Here is a 20,955-nt window from a genome sequence, read left to right as displayed (position 1 = left end):
GACATCGGCATGACGACTCACACTGAGCCGCAGCACTCACGCGGCTACTACTTCCGGATGGTGATCGCCGGATCGATCGGCAACATGATCGAGTGGTACGACTGGTTCGTCTACACCACGTTCGCGATCTACTTTGCGGGACAGTTCTTCCCGAAGGGCGACACCACGGCGCAATTGCTCAACACTGCAGCGATTTTCGCGGTGGGCTTTCTGGCTCGCCCGCTCGGTGGCTGGCTGCTGGGACGGCTGAGCGACCGTAGTGGCCGCAAGGCCGGTCTGACCATCACCGTCACGATGATGTCGTTCAGCGCGCTTCTCATCGCGGTGGCCCCGAGCCATGCCACGGCCGGCTACGTGGGCGCCGCGATGCTTCTCATCGCCCGCATCCTGCAGGGTCTTTCGGTCGGCGGCGAGTACGCGACATCGGCGGCCTATCTCACCGAGGTGTCGAAGAAAGGCTGGCGTGGCCTGGGAGCCAGTTTCCAGTACATCTCGGTCACACTCGGGCAGATCGCCGGTGTGCTGCTGCTGGTGATCCTGCAACTCTTCCTCAGCGACGAGCAACTCAAGGACTGGGGTTGGCGCATCCCGTTCGTCATCGGCGCGGTCGCCGCGGTCGCGGTGTTCTACCTGCGCCGCGGCATGCACGAGACCGATGCGTACTCGACTGTGGAACAGCAGGATTCGCATAACCGCCGGGGCACGCTGGCCGAGGTGTGGAAGCACCGCAAGGCGGCTTTCCTGGTGCTGACGCTCACGCTCGGCGGTTCGGTCGCTTATTACACCTACACCACTTACCTGTCGAGCTACCTGGTCAACAGCGTCGGACTGTCGAAGGAGGATGCGGCGCGGGTCAACTTCATCGCGCTCGTGGTGTTCCTGTTCCTGCTGCCGCTCGGCGGCTACATCTCCGACAAGATCGGCCGAAGGCCGGTGCTCATCTTCTTCGGGCTTGGCACCACGCTGTTCACCTACCCGATCCTGCAGGGCATGCAGGATCAGCCGACCTGGTTGTGGTGCCTGGCGTACACGCTGTTGGGGCTGCTGTTCGTCGCCGGATACTCGTCGGTCAACGCGGTGGTCAAAGCCGAACTGTTCCCGACCGAGGTCCGCACCGTCGGCGTCGCGATCCCGTACAACATCGCGCAGGCGGTGTTCGGCGGGACGGCTTCCTACGTCGCGCTCGCACTGCGCGACGCCGGCCACGAACCCTGGTTCTTCATCTACGTCTCGGTCTGCGCGGCCATCTCGCTGGTGACCTATCTGGTGATGCGCGAAACCCGTGACGTCGAACTGATCGCCGATCCCACCAAATCAACTGCCAGCGAAACGCATTCCGCGGCCAACGTCTGAAAGCGACACCATGCCTGATCTCGAATACACCGTTGCCGACGGTGTCGGCACCATCCTGCTGAACCGCCCGCACCGCAAGAACGCCTTCACCCTCGACATGCTCGACCGATGGGCCGAGGCACTGCGTTCGGCCCGCACCGACCCCGATGTGCGCGTCCTGGTGGTCACGGGCGCCGACGGCGCCTTCTGCTCCGGGGTGGATCTCGACGACTTCGCCGAGATCACCACGACTCTCGGCCGCCAGCAGGTGTTGCAGGATCGCGTACATCGGGTGGCGGCGGCCGCGCTCGACCTCGACAAGCCGCTGATCGCCGCGGTCGACGGCGTCGCGGTCGGCGCGGGCATGGACATGGCATTGGCTTGCGACCTGCGATTGGCCTCGACCCGCGCGCGGTTCTCAGAAGGCTACGTGCGGGTCGGCCTGATCCCCGGCGACGGCGGCGCGCATCTGCTGCCGCGGATCGTCGGGCAGGCCCGCGCGTTGGAGTTGCTGTGGACGGGACGGTTCGTCGAGGCCGACGAAGCGCTGGCGCTCGGCCTGGTGTTGTCGGTGCACGGCCCGGACGAGTTCCCGTCCGCGGTCGGCGATCTGTGCCGAAAGCTGGCCGCGGGTCCGCCGGTGGCGATCCGCGCGATCAAGCGGTTGGTGCGCAACGGCGAGCGCGTCGACTTCCTGACCTCGTTGTCGATGGTGGCCGCTGAGCAGGCCGTCGTGCAGTCCACCGAGGATTCCGCCGAAGCGGTTGCCGCATTTCGGGAGAAGCGCAAGCCGGTGTTTCAGGGGCGGTGACCGGCAACCCGTAGCGGGACGCGATTCCCGATTAAGTGGGGCACGCCACATTGGGATTAGGCGCTCGGCATGTGTGGAACCCAGGGGGTCAGTTACCGAAGGGGACCCACATGACTGAGCACAGCAAGGCTGATCAGGCGCGCAAAGGCTTCATCGACTCCGTCAAAGGCACGGCGAAAGAGGTCGTCGGTGCTGTGACCGGGAACGACTCGTTGACGGCCGAAGGCCAGCTCCAAAAGGCCGAGGCCAAGGAACGCAAGGAAGCCAGCCGGGCCGAGGCCGTCGCCGACGCCGAGGCCAAACAGGCCCAAACCGCGGCGACAGAGGCCAGGACCGAGGCCGCCCGCGAGCGCGCGGCGGTCAGAACCGAGACAGCGGCCGTCGAGAACGCCGTGCAGGCCGACAAGGTCGAGCAGAAACAGGCCGCCGAACGCGCTGCGCACCGCGATGCCGAGCGCGAGAGGTCGCGGGCCGACGTCGAGGCGCAGCGTGACGTGGAGCAGGCCAAAGCCGAGGAACGGTTGGACGTCGCGGTGGCCCGTGAAGAGGCCGCAGAGGCCGTCGAAGACCATCAGGACGCCGTCAAGGAATCGGCGAGCGCCCGGGCGGAAGCCGACCGCAAGCGGCGGGCGGCCGACAAGTTGACCGACGAAGCCGACCTGCCCTGAGGCTTGGCGGATCCCGACAATCAGGAGTGACAAGTGAGAATCACCGACGTCCCTATCGCGGTTCTGCGATTCCAGTATCAGCTCGCTCGGCTTCCGCTTCAGTTCATCGAGGAGCAGGTGGTCACTCGCATGGACTCCGAAGCGCCCGCCCGGCTCTTCTACGAGCGCTCGCTGGGCATGCTGGATGTCACCGTGGGCGGTGCACTCGGGGCTCCGGAGCTGGAGAAAAGGGGCACGGCGCTGATCGAGCGCAGCGACGCGCTACGCCAGGCCGCCCAACTCGACGCCGAGGCCGCCGCGAACGTCAAACAGGCGGATGCCGACCTCAAGAACGCCCGCACGCAGGCGAAAGAAGAGCAGAAGGCAGCCCATAAGGACAAAGAGCAGGCGGTCAAGGACGCGCGGTCCACCGCGCTCCAGCGGAAGACCGCCGCGACGGAAGCCGCCCAGAAGCGCACTGCCGCCGCCAAGAAGCGGGCCGATGAAGTCGCAGCCAAGCGCACCCAAGCCGCCGAGACCGCCAAACAGCAAGAGGAGGCCGTGATTCGCGCGGCCGAACAGGCCGAGACCATGGTCGCGCGAGCCAAGGCCAGCGAGGCGCAGGACAAACGCGCCGACGCGGCCGCCAAGCGCGCACGCGCCGACGAGATGGAAGAGTTGGCCGACGCCGAAAAGCAGAAGCGCCAGGAGGATCGGGCCAACGACTGACCGACGCCACTCGTTGTCGACCACCGGCGACCGAATATCGTCGGTGGTCACAGCGAGGAGGCGCCCCGATGAGTTCGACGAAGCTGACGGCCGAAGAAGAGACCATCGTCAAGACCGTCCACGATTTCGTGGAAAAGCAGGTCAAGCCGGTTGTCCGGGAGCTTGAGCACGCCAACACCTACCCCGAAGAGCTGATCGGCACCATGAAGGAGATCGGCATTTTCGGGCTGGCGATCCCCGAGCCGTACGGCTTTGGCGCGGTGTCGATGCCGTGCTACGTGCGGGTCGCCGAGGAGTTGGCGCGCGGCTGGATGAGCTTGGCCGGCGCGATGGGCGGCCACACCGTGGTGTCGAAGCTGTTGCTGTTGTTCGGCACCGAGGAGCAGAAGCAGAAGTACCTGCCGCGAATGGCGACCGGTGAACTGCGAGCCACGATGGCACTCACCGAACCTGGCGGCGGATCGGATCTGCAGGCCATGCGGACCGTGGCACGCCGGGATACCGGCGCCGCCGACGGCTATGTCATCAACGGCAGCAAGACCTGGATCTCGAATGCCCGTCGCTCGGATCTCGTTGCGCTGCTGTGCAAAACGGACGCAACCGCTCAACCCCAATACAAGGGCGTATCGATCCTCCTCGTCGAGAAGGTACCCGGTTTCGAGATCTCGAAGGACCTGCCGAAGCTCGGCTACAAGGGTGTCGAGAGCTGCGAGCTGAATTTCACCGACTGCCACGTGCCTGCCGATGCGTTGTTGGGCACAGAAGAGGGCCTGGGCTTCGCGCAGATGATGAAGGGTCTCGAGGTGGGCCGATTGCAGGTGGCGGCCCGGGCGACGGGGGTGGCTCGTGCGGCATTCGAGGACGCGCTGCAGTATGCGCAGGACCGGGAGAGCTTCGGCAAGCCCATCTGGCAGCACCAGTCGGTGGGAAACCTGTTGGCGGACATGGGAACCAAACTTTATGCCGCTCGGTCGCTGCTGCTGAGCGCCGCCGAGAAGTTCGACGCGGGCGAGCGCTGCGACATGGAGGCCGGTATGGCCAAGTTGTTCGCGTCCGAGACGGCGATGCAGATCGCGCTCGACGCAGTGCGGGTGCACGGCGGCTACGGCTACTCGACCGAATACGACGTGGAGCGCTACTTCCGGGACGCGCCGCTGATGATCGTGGGTGAGGGCACCAACGAGATCCAGCGCAACGTCATCGCCAAACAGTTGGTCGCACGAGGCGGTCTCGACCTCTACTGACGGTCCCTGGTCAGCAGTGAGCGGGTGCGGGCCGGAGCGGTGGCAGGCAGGTCGGCGAGGATGTCGGCAAGGGTGACGCCCTCGAGGCTGGCCCGCCACGCCTGATGCGCATCGGCCATTTTCACCGCGAGGATGCATGTGTGACGGCACCAGCTGGCGGGCAGTGCGCCGCGGCCCTGCTTGCGGATCTCGCGGCATTCGTACGGCGCTGAGGCCCCGTCAACCGCCTCGACGATGTGTAGCAGCGTGATCTCGGAGGCTGCCCGCCCCAGCCGAAACCCGCCACGCGGACCCGTCGTCGCCGCCAGCACGCCCGCCCGCGTCAGCGCCTGCAACTGCTTGGCGAGATAGGCCGCCGGGAGATCGAAGTACTCGGCGAGATCGGCCGCCGAGGCGGTCGCTCCCGGCTCCAGCTGCGCGAGCGATGTCGCGCAGTGCAGCGCCCACTCCGTGGCTACGGGAAGTTTCACAGCTCGTATCCTATTACAGCTATCAAGGACCTATATTGTCCGAAATACCTACCGAAGGAGAGAGACCATGCGAATCGCAGTTGCCGGGGCCACGGGGAACATCGGGGCCCGGGTGGTGGCGGCCCTGGAAGCGGCCGGCCACGACGTCGTGGCCATCAGCCGTGCGCGCGGCGTCGACTTGACGACCGGGGAGGGCCTCGATGCCGCGCTCGAGGGTGTCCAAGCGGTCGTCGACGCCATCAGTGCCCCACCCACCGACCGGGACAGGACGGTCGACTACCTGGGCACGGCCACCGCGAACCTGCTCGCCGCCGAGGAGCGCGCCGGCGTCGGTCATCACGTCCTGCTGTCGATCGTCGGGATTCACGCGATCGAGGGCAATCCGCACTATGCCGGCAAGCGCGAGCAGGAGCGGCTCATCGAGGCCGGCTCGGTGCCGTGGACGATCGTGCCCGCGACGCAGTTCCACGATTTCGCCGAGATGGTGGTCGGCTGGACCGAACAGGACGGCACCGCACCGATCGCACCGCTCCTCGTGCAGCCGATCGACCCCGACGACATCGCCGCGATCCTGGCCGAGGTCGCCATCGGTGCGCCGCAGGGGCGGTACCCCGACGTCGCCGGCCCGCAGACGCAGGACCTCGTCGACATGGCGCGTCGCACGTTGGCGGCCCGCGGGCGCGCGGTGACGTTGGTGCCCGCCTGGTCGGCCGTGTTCGGCCTGGACATGGCGGGCAACGCGCTGCTGCCGGGTGACGGCGCGCGCATCGCCCCGACCACGTTCGAGGAGTGGCTCGCCCGGCAGCGATAGGCCGCGATGTCGGGCGTCCCTGCCATGATGGGAGCCATGCCGTTGGAGGCTCCCCCCTCGACCCTGAGCGATCTGGACGATGAGCAGCGGGAGGCGGTGCTGGCTGCCCGTGGCCCGGTGTGTGTGCTTGCCGGGGCGGGCACCGGCAAGACCCGCACCATCACGCGCCGGATCGCGCACCTGGTTGCGGCCGGCCATGTCGCCGCCAGCCAGGTGCTGGCGGTGACGTTCACCGCGCGCGCGGCCGGTGAGATGCGGGGACGGCTTCGCGTGCTCGGCCAGGAATCGGGGGTGGGCACCGGGGCCGTACAGGCGGTGACGTTTCACGCCGCCGCGCGGCGGCAGCTGCAGTACTTCTGGCCGCGGCTCGTGGGCGACACCGGCTGGGAGCTGCTCGACAGCAAGTTCTCCGTCGTCGCGCAGGCGGCCAGCCGGTCCGGGATGCAGCCCAGCACGGACGACGTCCGCGACCTCGCAGGCGAAATCGAATGGGCCAAGGCATCTTTGATCACGCCGGAGGCATATGGCGCGTCCGTCGCGAAGACCGGTCGCGATATTCCGTTCGACGCTGCGAAGGTCGCGGCGGTTTATGCCGGCTACGAGGCACTCAAGGCCCGTCGGGACGGGTCGGCCCTGCTGGATTTCGATGACCTGCTGCTGCACACCGCAGCCGCGATCGAGAACGATCCCGCGGTCGCGCAGGAGTTCCGCGACCGCTACCGGTGTTTTGTGGTCGACGAGTATCAGGACGTCACCCCGCTGCAGCAGCGTGTGCTCGATGCGTGGCTGGGGGACCGGGACGATCTCACCGTCGTGGGCGACGCCAACCAGACGATCTATTCGTTCACCGGGGCGACTCCGCGCTACCTGCTCGATTTTTCGCGGCGCTTCCCCGATGCCGCGGTCGTGCGGCTCGAACGTGACTACCGCTCCACACCGCAGGTGGTGTCGCTGGCCAACCGCGTGATCGCCGCCGCGCGCGGACGGATGGCCGGCAGCAAGCTGCATCTGGTGGGTCAGCGTGACCCCGGCCCGGTGCCGACGTTCTCCGAGTACTCCGACGAGGTGGCCGAAGCCAACGCGGTGGCCAAGGCGATCAAGAAGCTGATCGAATCCGGTACGGCGCCCGCCGAAATCGCCGTGCTGTACCGGATCAACGCGCAGTCCGAGGTATATGAAGAGGCGCTGACCGAGGCAGGCATCGCGTTCCAGGTGCGTGGCGGGGAAGGGTTCTTCAGCCGTCAGGAGATCCGCCAGGCGCTCGTCGCGCTGCAGCGCAACGCCGATCGGGAGGCCGGTCCGGCGCAGCTGCCCGCTCTCGTGCGCGAGCTCCTGGAGCCGTTGGGACTGACGGCCGAACCACCGTCGGGCACGCGCGCCCGCGAGCGCTGGGAAGCCCTGACCGCGCTGGCCGAATTGGTCGACGAAGAGGTCGCGGTGCGGCCCGACCTCGACCTGCGCGCGCTCGTCGCCGAACTACGTCAACGCGCCGACGCACGACATCCACCCGTCGTGCAGGGCGTGACGCTGGCCTCGCTGCACGCGGCGAAGGGGCTGGAGTGGGACGCGGTGTTCCTCGTCGGCCTGGCCGACGGCACGCTGCCGATCTCGCACGCACTCGCGCACGGCCCCGACAGTGAGCCGGTCGAGGAGGAGCGCAGGCTGCTCTACGTCGGTGTCACCCGGGCGCGCGTGCATCTGGCGCTGAGCTGGGCTTTGGCGCGCACCCCTGGCGGGCGGCAGGGGCGACGCCCGTCGCGGTTCCTCAACGGCATCGCACCGCAGACCCAGGGGTCGAAGTCCACTGGGCCCGACCGGCCCCGTCGTCAGCGCGGCCCCGCTCCGCGCTGCCGAGTATGCAACGGACCCCTGACAACACCCTCGGCGATCATGCTGCGGCGGTGCGAAACCTGCCCGGCCAATCTCGATGAGCAGCTGCTCGCCGAACTCAAAGACTGGCGCCTGCGCGTCTCCAAGGAGATGAAGGTGCCCGCGTTCGTGGTGTTCACCGACAACACGTTGATCGCCATCGCCGAAACGCTGCCGACCGACGACGCGGCCCTCGTCGCCATCCCCGGTATCGGCGCTCGAAAACTCGAGCAGTACGGCCAAGACGTACTGGAGTTGGTCAAAGCCCGCCAGGCTTCGTAAAGATCGTGCCAAAACCGCAGGTAGAAAATAGGTTGTGCGATTCGGCTGTTAGGCTTTAGCCTCAAGATCACACTCAGGCGACGAGACGGAAGGAGGGTGCCCGCAATCATGGATATCAACATCACGTTCAGCGGTGTAGCGGTTGCAGGCATGCCGGCGTCCTTCCGTGCGGTCGAAACCATCGCCAAAGCTGCTTACGTCGTGCCGCAGAGGCTCGCCGAGCACCCCACCGCACATGCCGCTGGCGCTGGATGGCCGGCCGCTGCTGCCGTTGCACCGCAGCGTAAGCGCCGCCCCGCCGCCGCGAACCGCGCGTCCGTGGATTGGAGCCCCCTCTAGGTAGAGCTCCACCACCAGCCAAATGGCCACGGACCCGCAGTCAACCCGGATCCGTGGCCAAATTTTTTTCGGAGTTGTTCGAAACCCGAAACCTGGTCGCAGATCCAACAACTTCTCCGACAAACAACGACCAGGAAGTAGGGGGACAAGCACATGTCCATTGCGATGAGCGCTCCGGGGATGAGCGTCGCGCCGGTGACATGCGAAGAGCGGCTGCCGGCAGTGCCGTGCCACATCGGTGATCCGGATCTGTGGTTCGCCGAAAGCCCCGTCGAACTCGAGCGCGCGAAGGCGCTGTGCACGGATTGCCCGATCCGGCGCGAATGCCTGTCTGCCGCGCTGGAACGGCAGGAGCCGTGGGGTGTTTGGGGCGGCGAGATCCTCGACCGCGGCACCATCGTGGCGCGCAAGCGGCCGCGTGGGCGTCCGCGTAAGGTCGCGGCGGCCTGACACCGGGAACGGCGCCGAGTGCGAGTACGCACTCGGCGCCGTTTCGCGCGTTCACCCGATGCCGGCGATGCGGGCGACGGTCAGTGCGGCGGTGAGCCGTAACAGGTCACGGGGGCGGGCGATCCGCAGGCCCGTCAGTTCTTCCAGTCGATGGATTCGCTGTTGAACGGTATTGGGATGCAGGTGAAGAACTGTCGCGGCGGCCCGGCGGTCGAGGTTGTGGTCGAGCAGGATGCGGGCGGTGCGCAACAACTCCGTTGAGCGTTCGCGGTCGTAATCCAGCGCGGAACCCAAGACCGCAGAGGCGAACTCGCGCAGCCGCCGCGGATCGTCGAGTTGCAGCAGCAGATGTTCGATCGCGACGTCCTGCAGGTCGATGACCCGTGAGGTGCCGTCTTCCGCGGCCAGCCCGAGCACCCCGCGCAACGTGCGGTAGACGCCGGGGAGTTCGGCAGGTTCGGCCGCGGGCGTGACCGCGGCGACGGCCCGCTCGATATTTCCTGTGGCGGTGAGGGTTTCGACGAGCCGCGCTGCGGCGTCGTCGGTGTGGAGGCCGGTTGTGTGCACATTTCGCGGCCAGAGCAGGATCAGATCGCCGCGATAGATCGCCGCGAGCGGACGAGGCGTCACGTGGGTGATGAGCCGGTCCGCGGCCGCGAGCATGTGTTCGGTGACGGGCCTGCCTGCGGATGTCCCCGAATCGACGCACCGCAGTCCCAATAGCAGATGCTCGCCCGAGAGGTCCCAGCCGAGGCGGCGGGCCCGGTCGAGCAACCCTTCGACGTCGGTGCCGTCGGAACTGAGCAGATCGGCCGCGAGCGATCCCCGAAGGCGTTGCTCCACTTCGGCAGCCGTGCGGGCGCGCAAGAGTTCAAGCGCTGCCACCACAGCGGTGTGTTCGATCGCGCGTACATCGAGTCCGCTGAGCAGCCGGCGTTGCGCGTCGACGTGGATGTGGGCCACGACGGCGCCGTCGAGGACGACACCGGCGACGGTGGTGTCGTCGGTGCCGACGACCTGGCCGCGTACGAGGTCGTCGGACGCGGGGGTGCCTGGGCTCTGGCCCGCCCAGCCGGCCGCGGCCAGCGTTTCGCGGTAGACGTCTGTGATGAGCACGGGCCGTCCGAGCAGCTCGGCGAGTGCCTGCGCGACGCCCGTCAGGCCCTCACCGCGCAGCGCGGTGGCGGTCAGCAACTCGTGCACTTCTTCGGCGCGGCGAAGCTCTCGGATGGTGTTCTGTTCGCTCGCTCGCAACTGGGCAGTGCCCAGCGCGATCGCGACCTGCGTGGCCAGCGTGGTCACCAGGCTGATCTCGGCGGCATCGAATCGATGCGGCAACGCGTGGTAACCGTTGAGCGCACCGACGACTCGACCGGAGCGCCGCAGCGGCGCCGAGATCAGTGCGCGGTAACCCTGTTCGTGCGCGACACCGCCCCACGCGAAGCCGGGATAGGCCTCGATGTCCTCGATCGCGACGACGTCACCGGTCCGGTAGGCGATGCTCGTGGGCGCCTCGTCGTCGCCGCGGACGTCGAGGAGGATCGGCCGATCGGCGTTGACCTGGGCGATGTATTCGGCCGACAACCCGTGCGAGCCGACGATCGTCAGGGCGCGGCCGCTGGGTTCGGGCAGGAACGCCGCGCAGAAGTCGTATCCGAGCAGTGTGCACGCCGTGCGGGTGACGCGGTCGAGCAGATCGGCGACCGGTTCATCGCTTCCGACGGCCTCGCCGATGCTGGCCAGCGCATCGAGCCAGCGTTCCAGAGGCGGACCGATCGGAGGTGTTTCAGCAGACACACTCGACAGCATAAGAGTGTGTGGACAGACATTGTCGGTGGTTTCGTTTTCCCGGATCGTTGGTGTGCGACGGTGACAGCCGTCACAGACGGTGATCAAGGAGGTTCTCCGTTGCGCAACCGACTACGCGGCCGGTGGATCCGGTCGACGCTGGCGTTGGGACTGTCCGCGGCCACGGTCGCGTGCACCGCGGCGTGCGCGGCCGGTCTCGGCGGCCCGGCTTCGTCGCGCGCCGCCCAGGACGGCGTCATCCGTTTCACGTTCGCCCCGGACCCGGTGTGGGACTACATGAACGACACCGGACTGCTCGACGAGTTCGAGCAGGAGAACGGCGTCCGGATCGAAACGAGCGCCACCTGGGACGAATTCGGTTTGTTCGCCGGCGGCCACGCCGACATCATCTCCTCGGCGTCGTTCGAGGTTCCCGGGCTCGAGGAGCAGACCGAACGCGACACCGTGGTGATCGGGCGCTACAACTCCGAGCGCAGCCGAATCCTCGTGCGTGCGGACGATCCCGCGCAATCGCTCGCCGATCTGAAGGGCAAGCGGCTGGGGGTGTTCACCACGGTGTCGGGCACGTTGGTGTGGAGTGCCCTCGTGAAAGAACTGCACGGTCTCGATATGCGCAGCGGCGGAGGTGATTTCGACCTCGTAGTGGCCGACATCCAGAACTTGTCGAACCTTCTGGCGCGTGGTGAGATCGACGCCTGCATCTGCTATCCGGATCTGTCCGCGCGTGAGCTCAGGGAGCAGACCGTGCGGCCGCTCTACGACGGGAAGTCCTCGGCCGAGGTCTTCGCCGAGACCAACGCGCCCGGCCACGACGGTCCGATGGGCAACGTGTTCGTCGCACGTCGCGACTGGGTCGAGGACCACCCCCGCGAGGTGTCGGAGTTCCTCGATCTGTGGAACCGCGGCCTGGCCGAGTGGCGCGCCCACCGCGACGAGATCATCGAACGCTACCCACAGCATTTCGCCGTCGAATCGCCTGTCGACATCGCGTTCATGAAAAAGTATGTCGCCCAGCATGACTGGGTGGTCGATGACGTCCGGTTCGACGAGAAGTGGGCCACCGACGAAAGTTCGATCTTCGACCTGATGCGCAAGACCGGGGTCATCGGTGACGACGTCAAAGACCCGGACTTCCTGCCGACCGAAGGAGTCGACAAGTGACCCAATCGCCGACCATCGCGCCACCCGAACCCGAGGCGGCCGCACCGGCCCGTACCCGGCGCAGGCAGGCCGGCAGCACCGGCGCGAGGCGCCGTCCGGCCCGCTGGGTGGTCTCGCTCATCTCCCTGGCGCTCGCCGTCTGTGCCTGGGCCGCGGTCGCCGCCTGGATCGACGACCCCATCGTGCCCTCGCCGGGTGAGGTGTTCGAACGCGTCGTCGCGATCACGGTGTCGGGGGAGGCGTTCACCAACTTCGCTTCCAGCATCGGCAAGATCGCCGTCGGGTTCGCACTGGCCATGGTCGGCGGCTTGGTCATCGGATTCCTCATGGGCCGAAGCTCGTTCATGTCGTCGTACTTCTCCTTGCCGTTGTTCGTGATCGGCAACATGCCCGGCCTGACATACGCGGTGTTCGGCCTGCTCATCTTCGGGGTCGGCGCCACCGGGCCGATCGTGGTGTCTGCACTTGTGGCGTTGCCGTTCATCGCGATGAACGTCGCCGAGGGCGTGCGGTCGGTCGACGGCAAACTGCTCGACATGTGCCGCGCGTTCGAGCGCAACCGCTGGGACATCGCTCGCCACCTCTACTTGCCTGCGCTTGTGACGTTCGTATTCGCCGGCGTCCGTTATGGATTCGCGATGGCCTGGAAGGTCGAGGCACTCACCGAGGTGTTCGGCGCGCGCGAAGGTGTCGGCTTCATGATCCGCCGCGCCTACCAGGAATTCCAGGTCGCCGACATGCTGGCATGGACCATGCTCTTCATCGTCGCGATGATCCTGATCGAACGCGCCCTGGCCCACCTGGAGAACCGGTTCTTCGCCTGGCGGAAGGAAATCGCATGACCACCACCGCAATGCCGGTACAGTTCCGGCGCCGAGCCAAAGCACACACCACGTCGGTGATCGCAGTGCTGGCCGCGGTGGCCACGCTCGTGGCCGGATGGCAGGTCGCCGTCGTCGTCGGCAACCGGGTTCCGTCCCCGGCCGACACCCTCGACCGGCTGGCCGCCGAGCAGGCGGCAGGCCAGCTGTGGCACCAACTCGCCATCAGCACCAACAGGTTTCTGCTCGGCCTGGCGCTCGCGCTGGTCGTGGGCGCTGCCCTCGGCGTATTGATGGGGTTGTCCCGACTGGCCGACCTCGCGTTCTCCGACCTCACGATGGCCGGGCTCGCGATGCCCGCGGTGATCTGGGCGCTGTTGACCACCATGTGGTTCGGATTCGGCTGGCTCACACCGGTAACCACGGTCTTTCTGTCCGGCTTGCCGTTCGTCATCGTCAACATCGCCAAGGCGACCCGTGCGGTGCCGGCCGACCTGGTGCTCATGGCGCGGGCGTTCGGGGTGCCGCGGGTTGCGGTCCTGCGTCAGATCGTGGCGCCCGCGGTCGCGGGATCGAGTGTGGCGGCCGTGCGGTTCGCGATCATGAGCGCGTGGAACGGCTTGCTGCTGGCCGAATGGTTCGGCGCCACGTCCGGCGTGGGCTGGCGCTCGCGCTACTGGTACGACGCCAACCAGCTCGACGGCTTCTTCGCCTGGGTGCTCGTGTTCGTCCTGCTGCTCGTCATCGCCGATCAGCTGATTCTCGGCCCGCTCGAGCGTTACGTGACCCGCTGGCGCTCAGCCTGACCTCCACCCCTCCTACGAGAGCGAGACAACATGGCATCGATCGAAGTTCGCAGTCTGGTCAAGGATTTTCACGACCGGCACGGCAATCGCACGCGCGTGCTCGACGGCATCGACTTGACCATCTCCGGCGAGACCTTCGTGTCGGTCGTCGGGCCGTCCGGCAGCGGTAAGACCACGCTGCTCAACATCGTCTCCGGCATCGAGACCCACACGTCGGGGTCGGTGCGGCTGCGGTCGGGCGAGCGCGACGCCCGGGTCGGATACGTGTTCCAGGACCCGCGGCTGTTGCCGTGGCGCACCGTCATGGGCAATCTCGGGTTCGTCCAGCGGGAGCGTGACGGCTGGGAGCAGCGTGCGCGGCATTACCTCGATCTGGTGGGCCTCGGGCACGTCGGCGAGCGTTATCCCGCACAGCTTTCCGGTGGTCAGCAGCAGCGCATCGGCATCGCCAGAGCCTTCTCCGTCGAGCCCGACGTGCTGTTGATGGACGAGCCGTTCAGCCACCTCGACGCCATGACCTCGCGCACGCTGCGCGAGCACCTGGAACGGATCTGGCTGGAGACCCGCCGCACGGTCATGTTCGTCACCCACGACGTGACGGAGGCCGTCCAGCTCTCCGACCGGATCGTCGTGCTGGCACCGGGCGGACGGGTCCACGAGATCATCGAGGTGGACCTGCCCCGGCCGCGACGCGCATCCGATCCGGCGGTGGCGGTGCTGCAGGCCGAGGTGCTCGCCCGCTTCGAGGCGCTGGAGGTCGCGGCATGAGCATCGACGTGCACGCACACTGGCTGCCCGAGGAGCTGTTCTCACTGCCTCCCGGCTCGCCGGTTCCCCCGTTGAACGGCCGTGACGAGCAACTGCACCTGGGTGACCTGCCGTTGTCCATCGAGACCGCGGCGATGAGTGACGCCGGCCGGGTGCTCGCCGATACCGACGCGGCCGGTCTCGCCACGCGAGTGCTGTCGGCGCCGCCGTTCGCGTTCCCGGTGGCCGACGCTCCTGGGGTGGACGATTACGTCGGGTCGTTCAACGAGCACCTGGCGCGCGTATGCAGCGACAGCGGGGGCCGGCTGCTCGGACTCGGCCTGGTGTCACTGCACGACCCAGCTGCGGCGGCAGAGCAGATGGACACGATCAAACGCTCGGAGTTGTTGCGCGGCATCGCCGTACCACCGCTCTTGGGGGCGACCTCGTTTGACAATGGCCCGCTGCGCGAGGTCGTCGAGACCGCGGCCGACCGGGGGCTGGCCGTGCTGGTGCACCCGATGCAGCTGCCGCGACCGGAGTGGTCGTCGTACTACCTGGCGAATCTCATCGGCAATCCGACCGAGACGGCAACCGCGGTAGCCGCATTGGTGCTCGGTGGGGTCATGGACAAGCTGCCCGAGCTCCGCATCTGTCTCTTGCACGGCGGCGGCTGTGCACCGGCGCTGCTCGGCCGCTGGCAGCACGGTTGGCGGCAGCGGGCCGATGTGCGCGCCGGCGGTGGCCGTCCGCCTGTCGAGGGCTTCAGCAAACTGTGGTTCGACACCCTGACCCATGATGTCCCGACGCTGGAACTGCTACGCGCACATGCCGATCCAGGCCATCTCATGTGTGGCAGCGATTACCCGTTCGACATGGGCGTCGCACGCCCGCTGGAACTTCCGCGCGCCGCAGGCATCGACGACGACCTGCTGGAACGCAACGCACGCCGATTCCTCGGCATCGACGAAGGAGAGACACATGCCTGAGCACATCGACCGCGGCACGACCCGGCAAGACTGGAGTGGCCACCGCGCCCTGGTCATCGGCGGCTCCATCGGTGGCCTGACGACAGCACTGCTGTTGCGGCGTCTCGGGTTTGACGTATCGGTCTTCGAACGAACCCCCACCGCACTCGAGCACCGCGGCGGCGGCATCGTCCTGCAGCCCGACACGTTGCGCTGGTTCGCCGAGTGCAGTGCGCAGCATCCCGAACAGGTCAGCACGGCCACCGAGTATGTGCAGTACCTCGACGGCGCCAACGGGGTGCTGCATCGCGTCACGGCGCCATGGCGCTACACCTCGTGGGGCACGTTCTACCGGGCTCTGCTGGCCGACTTCGGGACAGCCGACTACCACCTCGGCGAGTATGCCGCCGGATTCGGCGAGGACGCCGATGGTGTCGAGGTGCGGTTCGCGTCCGGGCGTCGCGAGCGCGGTGACCTCGTCGTGTTCGCCGACGGCATCACCTCGCCGAGCCGGCGGCGCATCTCACCCGGAACCGACCTGGTCTACTCCGGCTACGTGGGCTGGCGCGGCACCGTGCCGGAATCTGAGGTGTCGCGCGAAACCTTTGAGCTGATGCGTGATTCGATCACCTACAGCGTCGCGCCCTATACACACATCGTCATCTACCCGATCCCGTCACACGACGGCGGCCTCGCGGTCGGTGACCGGTTGCTCAACTACGTCTGGTACCGCAACGTGCCCGAAGGCCACGAGCTCGACGAGCTGATGACCGACACGCGCGGATTCCCCACCAAGGTGTCGCTACATGCGGGCCAGGTGCAGGATCGCTTCGTCGCCGAAATGCGCTCGGCAGCAACGGAACTGTTGGCTCCCGCCGCGGCCGAGGTGGTCAACCGCACCGAGCAGCCCTACCTGCAGGCGGTGTACGACGCCGGCGTCGACCGGATGGCGCTGGGCCGCGTGGCGCTGATCGGTGATGCCGCGAGTGCCGCCCGCCCCCATGCCGCGGCCGGCACCGCGAAGGCCGCGGCGAATGCGTGGGCGCTGTTCGACGCACTCGCCGACTCCGGTGACATCGCCGAAGCCCTCGCGAAATGGGAGCCCGGACAACTCGAACTGGGGCAGCGGCTCCTGCGTCGGGTCAAGGACATGGGCACCCGGTCGCAGGTCTCCTGCACTTGGACGCCCGGGGACCCGGATCTGCGGTTCGGCCTGTACGGGCCGGGCCGGTAACAACGAAAGGACGAAAAGTTGACCAGCACACACGAATACCTGACCGACGCGCCACTCGCGGGCACGCTGGTGGCCACCGACTTCGAGGGCTGGACACCCGAACTGCGGGCCGAGTTCGACGCGCACGCCCACGACGGGAACGTCGGGTCGCGACTGCTGAGCCAGAACGAGCGCGTGCGGGTTTGGGAGATCCGGCTCGCGCCGGGGGAGCGGTTCCACGCCCACCGTCACGTGCTCGACTACTTCTGGACCGCGGTCAACGCCGGCCGCAGCCGCCAACACACCGCCGACGGCACGACCCGCGAAGTGTCCTACGTCGCCGGTGAAACCCGCCACTTCCACTTCGCCGAGGGCGAGTTCCTGCTCCACGACATCGAGAACGTCGGATCAGACGAGCTCGTGTTCACGACCGTCGAGCATCTCGACTCAGCGAATCGCCCCCTGCCGATTTAATTTCGGACGTGCGTGCGGGCCTTTGGCGTGCGCTGAGTTGCGCGGCTTTTGGTGTGCGCGCGAGTGTCACGCTGGAGTGACGTCAGCGGTCCGCAGCCACTCTGGCGTGACAAAGGCGGGCCGGGGGCGTGTCAAGCGCACGCCCGCCAAGCGCAAGCACGCCAAGCGCACGCCCAGAAGGAGCTAGGCAGCTTCCTCGGCGAAGCCCGGAACCAGTTCTGTCGCAATGGCTTTCACCGGGACATGGGCATCTAGCTGGCAGCAGATCGCGATCGTCGATGCGATCACGCGCAAGGGGATCGCCAGGTTGGGCGGCAGATCGAGTTGGCGGGCCATCTTGATCTGGGCCACGGAGTTGTCCATCTGGCCCGCGGCCATCCGCTGGATCCACCGGCGGGTGTAGTGGAAGACGTCGACCTCGATGGGCTCGACGTATTGGCGCAGCATGTCGTCGACTTCCTGCACCGAAACCTGTTGGCCCTTCTGGATGAAGCCCGCGCTCTCCATGACCGGGATCAGTTGGTCGTAGTTCTTGTCGCGGGCCAGCCGGATCGTCAGGCCGAGCGAAGGCGGGAACCCGCCGGGCAGAGGTGCGACGGCGCCGAAGTCGATGACGCCCATGCGCCCGTCGGGCAGCAGCATGAAGTTTCCGGGATGCGCGTCGCCGTGCATCATGTCCAGCCGGGCCGGCGCTCCGAAGGTGAGTTCGGTAAGGCGGGTACCCATCAGGTCCCGTTGCTCGGGGGTGCCCTCGCGGATGATCACCGACATCGGGATGCCGTCCATCCATTCGGCGATAACGACTTTCGGCGCGCTCGCAATCACGGCGGGAACGGCGAAGTGCGGGTCGTTGCGATAGGCCTTGGCGAACGCGCGCTGGTTGTCGGCCTCCAGTCGGTAGTCCAGTTCCATCTCGGTGCGTTCGATGAGCTCATCGACGACGCCTTGGATGTCGGCGCCGGGCGCGAGTTGTTTGAACACGCCGACGAGCCGCTGGATGGTCTTGAGGTCGGCGCGCAACGCCTCGTCGGCGCCGGGGTACTGGATCTTGACGGCGACCTCGCGGCCGTCCGACCAGATGCCTTTGTGCACCTGGCCGATGCTGGCCGATGCGACGGGCGTGTCGTCGAACGAGGTGAACCGGTCACGCCACTTGGTGCCCAACTGGGCGTCGAGGACGCGATGCACCTTGGCCGCAGGCAGCGGGGGAGCGTCTTTCTGCAGTTTGGTGAGCGCCTCGCGATACGGTTTGCCGTATTGCTCGGGAATGGCGGCTTCCATCACCGAAAGGGCCTGGCCGACCTTCATGGCGCCGCCCTTGAGCTCGCCCAAGACGGTGAACAATTGCTGAGCGGCCTTGTCCATCAGCTCAGCGGTGACTTCATCCTTGGACTTGCCGGTCAGGCGTTTGCCGAAGCCCAACGCGGCGCGGCCGGCCATGCCGACGGGCAGGCTAGCCAGCTTCGCGTTCCGGGCGACGCTTCCCCGTTTGATGTCAGACACCAGACCATCATCCACGACTCTGCTGAACAGCCCACAACCAACTGGCAACATTCGTTTTCAACAAGGGCACTCCGGATGTCGTGACCAGCGGCGCGCGACGATCGAATAACCGTCGGCGTCGAGCTCGAGCGTGGTGTTCAGAGTCGGCGGCTCGGGTGCCTGGGCGGCGGCGTCGCCGACCGCCCGAATGACCAGATCGACCTGGCGGAGGGCGAGCGCCGCGGTGGCAAGCAGGGTGGCGCGGTTTGCGCTGCCGACGGCACCGCGCAATTGTGCGGCGACGGCAGGCCAGGCCGCGTCCTTATCGCTGCGGTGCAGGTCGGCGCATTGCAGGCAACTGGTCACACCGGGGATGACGAGTGGCCCGACGAGCCCGGCCCCGTCGCGCACCCGGACGGGAAGATGCGCGACGCCGGTGCGGTGCAGCTCGCGCACCACCCGTGGTTCGGCGATCAGGTAGTCGGCCAGCACCACCAGGTGGGTCTGATCCGGTATTGCCGCCGCGTGGGGCTGGGCGCTGCGCCGGACCCGGGCGCCCGAGCAGCGCAGCGCACCGGCCAGCAGTTCCGACAACGGTCCGCGGCCGTGGATGCGGACCGATGCCGTGCGCGTCGGAGGGGGTGGGGGAGCGGTGAGCAGCCCGGCCGCGGTGAGCGCGGCGATCACCTCGTCGATCGCGGCGGTGTCATGGAACTCGAACTTCGTTGCTGCCGTGAGCAACTCAGACCGGCTGATCCCGCCCTGCAGCGTGCGCAACAGTGCGGCCAGCTGCCCCTGCGTCGTACCCGCCGGTGGGCGTACCAGGACCGCGCGGCGCGGATCCCAGCCGACCTGCACTGCGCCGTCGGGCCGCAGCAACACCGGCTTGTCCGCCGCCAGGACATAGCGCGCCGTCATGCGATGACTGTGCCATGCGCAGCGGTTGTGGCGAATCAGTTATCCACAGGCTCCCGGAACGCCGGGGCCAACCCACGGCGGCGTCAGTTCTCGGGCTTGTCTTCGCCTTCGTCCTGGCCCTTGCCCTGTTCCTTCTCGAGGTCGGCCAGGCCCTGTTCGAAAGCCTGCTCCAAGGCGCTGTCGATGCCGCTGGTGTCGCCGCCGACCATCCGGTCGATGAATCCGGCGGGTTCGTCGAGATCGGACGAGTTCGGCAGCAGGTCGGGGTGTTGCCACACGCCGTCGCGGGCATCGGAGCCGACTGCCTCGGTCAGCCGTTCCCATAGCGCAGCGGCTTCCCGCATCTTGCGGGGGCGCAGTTCGAGGCCGACGAGCGTGGCGAAGGTCTGTTCGGCAGGGCCGCCGGTCGCGCGGCGCCGCCGCAGGGTCTCCGACAGTGCCGACGTGCCGGGGATGCGGTCGCCGAGCGCGGCGCTGACGACGGTTTGGACCCAACCTTCGATGAGCGCCAGCAAGGTCTCGAGCCGCTCCAGCGCGGCCTCCTGCTCGGGGGTGGCCTTCGGCTCGAAGATGCCTTGATTGAGCAGCTGCTCCATCTCCGACGGATCGCTCAACGACGCCGGGTTGAACCCGCGGGCGAAGTCTTCGATGCCGGACATGTCGACCTTCATGCCCTTGGCGAACGCCTCGACGGCACCCAACAGCTGGCTCGGCAGCCACGGCACATGGCTGAACAACCGGTGGTGGGCGGCTTCGCGGGCCGCGAGGAACGTCAGGATCTCGCTGCGCGGGCGTTCGAGCCCCTCGGCCAGTGATTCGATAGCCTCCGGCATCAGCGCGGCCACGCCCTTGGGTCCGAGCGGCAGGCCAATGTCGGTGGAGGTCAACACTTCTCGCGACAACTTGCCCAACGCCTGCCCGAGCTGCGAGCCGAAGGCCATGCCGCCCATCTGCGACATCATGGCCAGCAGCGGGCCCGCCATGCTCCTGGCTTCCTCGGGCAGCGCCGAGGCCCAGACCGCCGAAATCTGCTCGGCCACGGGGTCACACAACCGCTTCCAGGTCTCCAGTGTGTTGTCGAGCCAGTCGCTGGGCGTCCACGCCACGGCCTTCGTGGTGCCCTCGGGGAGCGGGGTCACGCCGTCGAGCCAGGTCTCGGCCAACCGAACCGCGTCGGCGACCGCGCCCCGGGTCTGCTCGGGCACCGGCGCCACGAAGCCGATCGAGCTCGACGCCAGCTGGCGGGCGAGGTCGTAGTTGACCGGCCCCGATTTGCCTCCGGCCATCGTGCTGCCCGCGCCGCTGAACATCTCGCCCAGCTTGGTGAAGATCTGGCCGAGGTCACCCATGTTGAAGTTGCCCCCGGCCGCGCCGAAGCCGAACGGATCCGACCCAGGACCAGGTCCGGGATTGCTCGGGCCGGACCCCGAATCGGGGTCTTTTTTGGGCTTGTCTTTGTCGGGGTCGTCCCCGGCGGAGAAGCCGAAGGGCAGGTCAGCCATACCCTCAACGGTACTCATGCCGAGGTGCCGGCGTACCCGTGCGGGTCACGCTCTAAGTGAACCTCTAACC

Annotated in this window: 21 protein-coding genes; 16 read left to right on the top strand and 5 right to left on the bottom strand. The window is 67.4% G+C overall.

Translation table 11 applies throughout. The features are described 5' to 3' along the window. Positions 1-9: 9 nt before the first annotated feature. The 5 genes from ACRCUN_RS12720 to ACRCUN_RS12700 all read left to right on the top strand — a co-directional run bounded on the left by ACRCUN_RS12720 (position 10) and on the right by ACRCUN_RS12700 (position 4,763). The gene (locus ACRCUN_RS12720; protein ID WP_462141989.1) at positions 10-1,353 is read left to right on the top strand and encodes an MFS transporter; all 1,344 of its coding nucleotides are present in this window, start codon (positions 10-12) and stop codon (positions 1,351-1,353) included. Between the two features lie 10 nt (positions 1,354-1,363). Next, positions 1,364-2,143, top strand: coding sequence for an enoyl-CoA hydratase/isomerase family protein (locus ACRCUN_RS12715; RefSeq protein ID WP_462141988.1), 780 nt, complete (start codon positions 1,364-1,366; stop codon positions 2,141-2,143). A 110-nt stretch (positions 2,144-2,253) separates the two neighbouring features. After that, a complete protein-coding gene (locus ACRCUN_RS12710) occupies positions 2,254-2,811 on the top strand; it encodes a flotillin family protein (protein ID WP_462141987.1) in 558 nt (185 codons plus the stop codon). A gap of 33 nt (positions 2,812-2,844) precedes the next feature. Continuing rightward, the gene (locus tag ACRCUN_RS12705) at positions 2,845-3,519 is read left to right on the top strand and encodes a translation initiation factor, IF2 family protein (protein ID WP_462141986.1); all 675 of its coding nucleotides are present in this window, start codon (positions 2,845-2,847) and stop codon (positions 3,517-3,519) included. A 68-nt stretch (positions 3,520-3,587) separates the two neighbouring features. Next, complete coding sequence (locus tag ACRCUN_RS12700; protein WP_462141985.1) at positions 3,588-4,763, top strand: acyl-CoA dehydrogenase family protein; 1,176 nt, start codon at positions 3,588-3,590, stop codon at positions 4,761-4,763. On the opposite strand, the gene ACRCUN_RS12695 is transcribed toward ACRCUN_RS12700, so the two are convergent. Beyond that, entirely contained in the window at positions 4,757-5,233 is a 477-nt protein-coding gene (locus tag ACRCUN_RS12695; RefSeq protein ID WP_462141984.1) for an RrF2 family transcriptional regulator, read from the bottom strand. The genes ACRCUN_RS12700 and ACRCUN_RS12695 overlap by 7 nt on opposite strands. Before the next feature lie 67 nt (positions 5,234-5,300). Here ACRCUN_RS12695 and ACRCUN_RS12690 point away from each other — a divergent pair, with 67 nt between their 5' ends. The 4 genes from ACRCUN_RS12690 to ACRCUN_RS12675 all read left to right on the top strand — a co-directional run bounded on the left by ACRCUN_RS12690 (position 5,301) and on the right by ACRCUN_RS12675 (position 8,984). Continuing rightward, positions 5,301-6,044 (top strand): SDR family oxidoreductase, encoded by a 744-nt coding sequence (locus ACRCUN_RS12690; RefSeq protein WP_462141983.1) that lies wholly within the window; start codon positions 5,301-5,303, stop codon positions 6,042-6,044. Positions 6,045-6,080: 36 nt separating this feature from the next. Continuing rightward, positions 6,081-8,195 (top strand): ATP-dependent DNA helicase UvrD2, encoded by a 2,115-nt coding sequence (locus tag ACRCUN_RS12685; RefSeq protein WP_462141982.1) that lies wholly within the window; start codon positions 6,081-6,083, stop codon positions 8,193-8,195. A 108-nt stretch (positions 8,196-8,303) separates the two neighbouring features. Next, positions 8,304-8,534 (top strand): hypothetical protein, encoded by a 231-nt coding sequence (locus ACRCUN_RS12680; RefSeq protein WP_462141981.1) that lies wholly within the window; start codon positions 8,304-8,306, stop codon positions 8,532-8,534. 153 nt (positions 8,535-8,687) lie between these two features. Beyond that, positions 8,688-8,984, top strand: a complete 297-nt coding sequence (locus ACRCUN_RS12675; RefSeq protein ID WP_110775093.1) for a WhiB family transcriptional regulator — start codon at positions 8,688-8,690, stop codon at positions 8,982-8,984. 51 nt (positions 8,985-9,035) lie between these two features. On the opposite strand, the gene ACRCUN_RS12670 is transcribed toward ACRCUN_RS12675, so the two are convergent. Then, positions 9,036-10,781 carry a helix-turn-helix domain-containing protein gene (locus ACRCUN_RS12670; protein ID WP_462141980.1) on the bottom strand — a complete coding sequence of 582 codons (1,746 nt, stop codon included), beginning with the start codon at positions 10,779-10,781 and terminating at the stop codon, positions 9,036-9,038. A gap of 111 nt (positions 10,782-10,892) precedes the next feature. Between ACRCUN_RS12670 and ACRCUN_RS12665 the strand changes: the two genes are divergently transcribed. From ACRCUN_RS12665 to ACRCUN_RS12635, 7 genes are read left to right on the top strand one after another with little or no spacing between them, the layout of a single operon-like run. Further along, the gene (locus tag ACRCUN_RS12665; protein WP_462141979.1) at positions 10,893-11,954 is read left to right on the top strand and encodes an ABC transporter substrate-binding protein; all 1,062 of its coding nucleotides are present in this window, start codon (positions 10,893-10,895) and stop codon (positions 11,952-11,954) included. Beyond that, positions 11,951-12,796, top strand: a complete 846-nt coding sequence (locus tag ACRCUN_RS12660) for an ABC transporter permease (protein WP_462141978.1) — start codon at positions 11,951-11,953, stop codon at positions 12,794-12,796. The genes ACRCUN_RS12665 and ACRCUN_RS12660 overlap by 4 nt, the downstream gene beginning before the upstream one ends. Beyond that, positions 12,793-13,581, top strand: coding sequence for an ABC transporter permease (locus ACRCUN_RS12655; RefSeq protein WP_462141977.1), 789 nt, complete (start codon positions 12,793-12,795; stop codon positions 13,579-13,581). The genes ACRCUN_RS12660 and ACRCUN_RS12655 overlap by 4 nt, the downstream gene beginning before the upstream one ends. A gap of 30 nt (positions 13,582-13,611) precedes the next feature. Continuing rightward, the gene (locus ACRCUN_RS12650; protein ID WP_462141976.1) at positions 13,612-14,349 is read left to right on the top strand and encodes an ABC transporter ATP-binding protein; all 738 of its coding nucleotides are present in this window, start codon (positions 13,612-13,614) and stop codon (positions 14,347-14,349) included. Then, complete coding sequence (locus ACRCUN_RS12645) at positions 14,346-15,317, top strand: amidohydrolase family protein (RefSeq protein WP_462141975.1); 972 nt, start codon at positions 14,346-14,348, stop codon at positions 15,315-15,317. Before ACRCUN_RS12650 ends, ACRCUN_RS12645 begins: the two co-directional genes overlap by 4 nt. Then, a complete protein-coding gene (locus ACRCUN_RS12640) occupies positions 15,310-16,530 on the top strand; it encodes an FAD binding domain-containing protein (RefSeq protein WP_462141974.1) in 1,221 nt (406 codons plus the stop codon). Before ACRCUN_RS12645 ends, ACRCUN_RS12640 begins: the two co-directional genes overlap by 8 nt. An 18-nt stretch (positions 16,531-16,548) precedes the next feature. Next, the gene (locus ACRCUN_RS12635; RefSeq protein ID WP_462141973.1) at positions 16,549-16,983 is read left to right on the top strand and encodes a cupin domain-containing protein; all 435 of its coding nucleotides are present in this window, start codon (positions 16,549-16,551) and stop codon (positions 16,981-16,983) included. A 183-nt stretch (positions 16,984-17,166) separates the two neighbouring features. Here the strand turns inward: ACRCUN_RS12635 and ACRCUN_RS12630 are convergent, their stop codons facing one another. From ACRCUN_RS12630 to ACRCUN_RS12620, 3 genes are all read right to left on the bottom strand, one after another. Then, positions 17,167-18,501, bottom strand: a complete 1,335-nt coding sequence (locus ACRCUN_RS12630) for a macrolide-binding ATPase MABP-1 (protein WP_462141972.1) — start codon at positions 18,499-18,501, stop codon at positions 17,167-17,169. 42 nt (positions 18,502-18,543) lie between these two features. Then, positions 18,544-19,383, bottom strand: coding sequence for a TOMM precursor leader peptide-binding protein (locus ACRCUN_RS12625; protein WP_462141971.1), 840 nt, complete (start codon positions 19,381-19,383; stop codon positions 18,544-18,546). An 83-nt stretch (positions 19,384-19,466) separates the two neighbouring features. Further along, positions 19,467-20,885 carry a zinc-dependent metalloprotease gene (locus ACRCUN_RS12620; RefSeq protein ID WP_462141970.1) on the bottom strand — a complete coding sequence of 473 codons (1,419 nt, stop codon included), beginning with the start codon at positions 20,883-20,885 and terminating at the stop codon, positions 19,467-19,469. Positions 20,886-20,955: the final 70 nt, after the last annotated feature.

The sequence above is a fragment of the Mycobacterium venezuelense genome (genome assembly GCF_054919535.1).
Note: the sequence above shows the minus strand (reverse complement) of the source record. Positions and strands in the feature narration are given on the sequence as shown.

What these genes read in the sequence shown, in the direction of transcription:
- ACRCUN_RS12720 (WP_462141989.1), top strand. Translation starts at nt 10, where the DNA reads ATGACGACTCACACTGAGCCGCAGCACTCACGCGGCTACTACTTCCGG.
- ACRCUN_RS12715 (WP_462141988.1), top strand. Translation starts at nt 1,364, where the DNA reads ATGCCTGATCTCGAATACACCGTTGCCGACGGTGTCGGCACCATCCTG.
- ACRCUN_RS12710 (WP_462141987.1), top strand. Translation starts at nt 2,254, where the DNA reads ATGACTGAGCACAGCAAGGCTGATCAGGCGCGCAAAGGCTTCATCGAC.
- ACRCUN_RS12700 (WP_462141985.1), top strand. Translation starts at nt 3,588, where the DNA reads ATGAGTTCGACGAAGCTGACGGCCGAAGAAGAGACCATCGTCAAGACC.
- ACRCUN_RS12690 (WP_462141983.1), top strand. Translation starts at nt 5,301, where the DNA reads ATGCGAATCGCAGTTGCCGGGGCCACGGGGAACATCGGGGCCCGGGTG.
- ACRCUN_RS12685 (WP_462141982.1), top strand. Translation starts at nt 6,081, where the DNA reads ATGCCGTTGGAGGCTCCCCCCTCGACCCTGAGCGATCTGGACGATGAG.
- ACRCUN_RS12680 (WP_462141981.1), top strand. Translation starts at nt 8,304, where the DNA reads ATGGATATCAACATCACGTTCAGCGGTGTAGCGGTTGCAGGCATGCCG.
- ACRCUN_RS12675 (WP_110775093.1), top strand. Translation starts at nt 8,688, where the DNA reads ATGTCCATTGCGATGAGCGCTCCGGGGATGAGCGTCGCGCCGGTGACA.
- ACRCUN_RS12655 (WP_462141977.1), top strand. Translation starts at nt 12,793, where the DNA reads ATGACCACCACCGCAATGCCGGTACAGTTCCGGCGCCGAGCCAAAGCA.
- ACRCUN_RS12650 (WP_462141976.1), top strand. Translation starts at nt 13,612, where the DNA reads ATGGCATCGATCGAAGTTCGCAGTCTGGTCAAGGATTTTCACGACCGG.
- ACRCUN_RS12645 (WP_462141975.1), top strand. Translation starts at nt 14,346, where the DNA reads ATGAGCATCGACGTGCACGCACACTGGCTGCCCGAGGAGCTGTTCTCA.
- ACRCUN_RS12640 (WP_462141974.1), top strand. Translation starts at nt 15,310, where the DNA reads ATGCCTGAGCACATCGACCGCGGCACGACCCGGCAAGACTGGAGTGGC.
- ACRCUN_RS12625 (WP_462141971.1), bottom strand. Translation starts at nt 19,383, where the DNA reads ATGACGGCGCGCTATGTCCTGGCGGCGGACAAGCCGGTGTTGCTGCGG.
- ACRCUN_RS12620 (WP_462141970.1), bottom strand. Translation starts at nt 20,885, where the DNA reads ATGGCTGACCTGCCCTTCGGCTTCTCCGCCGGGGACGACCCCGACAAA.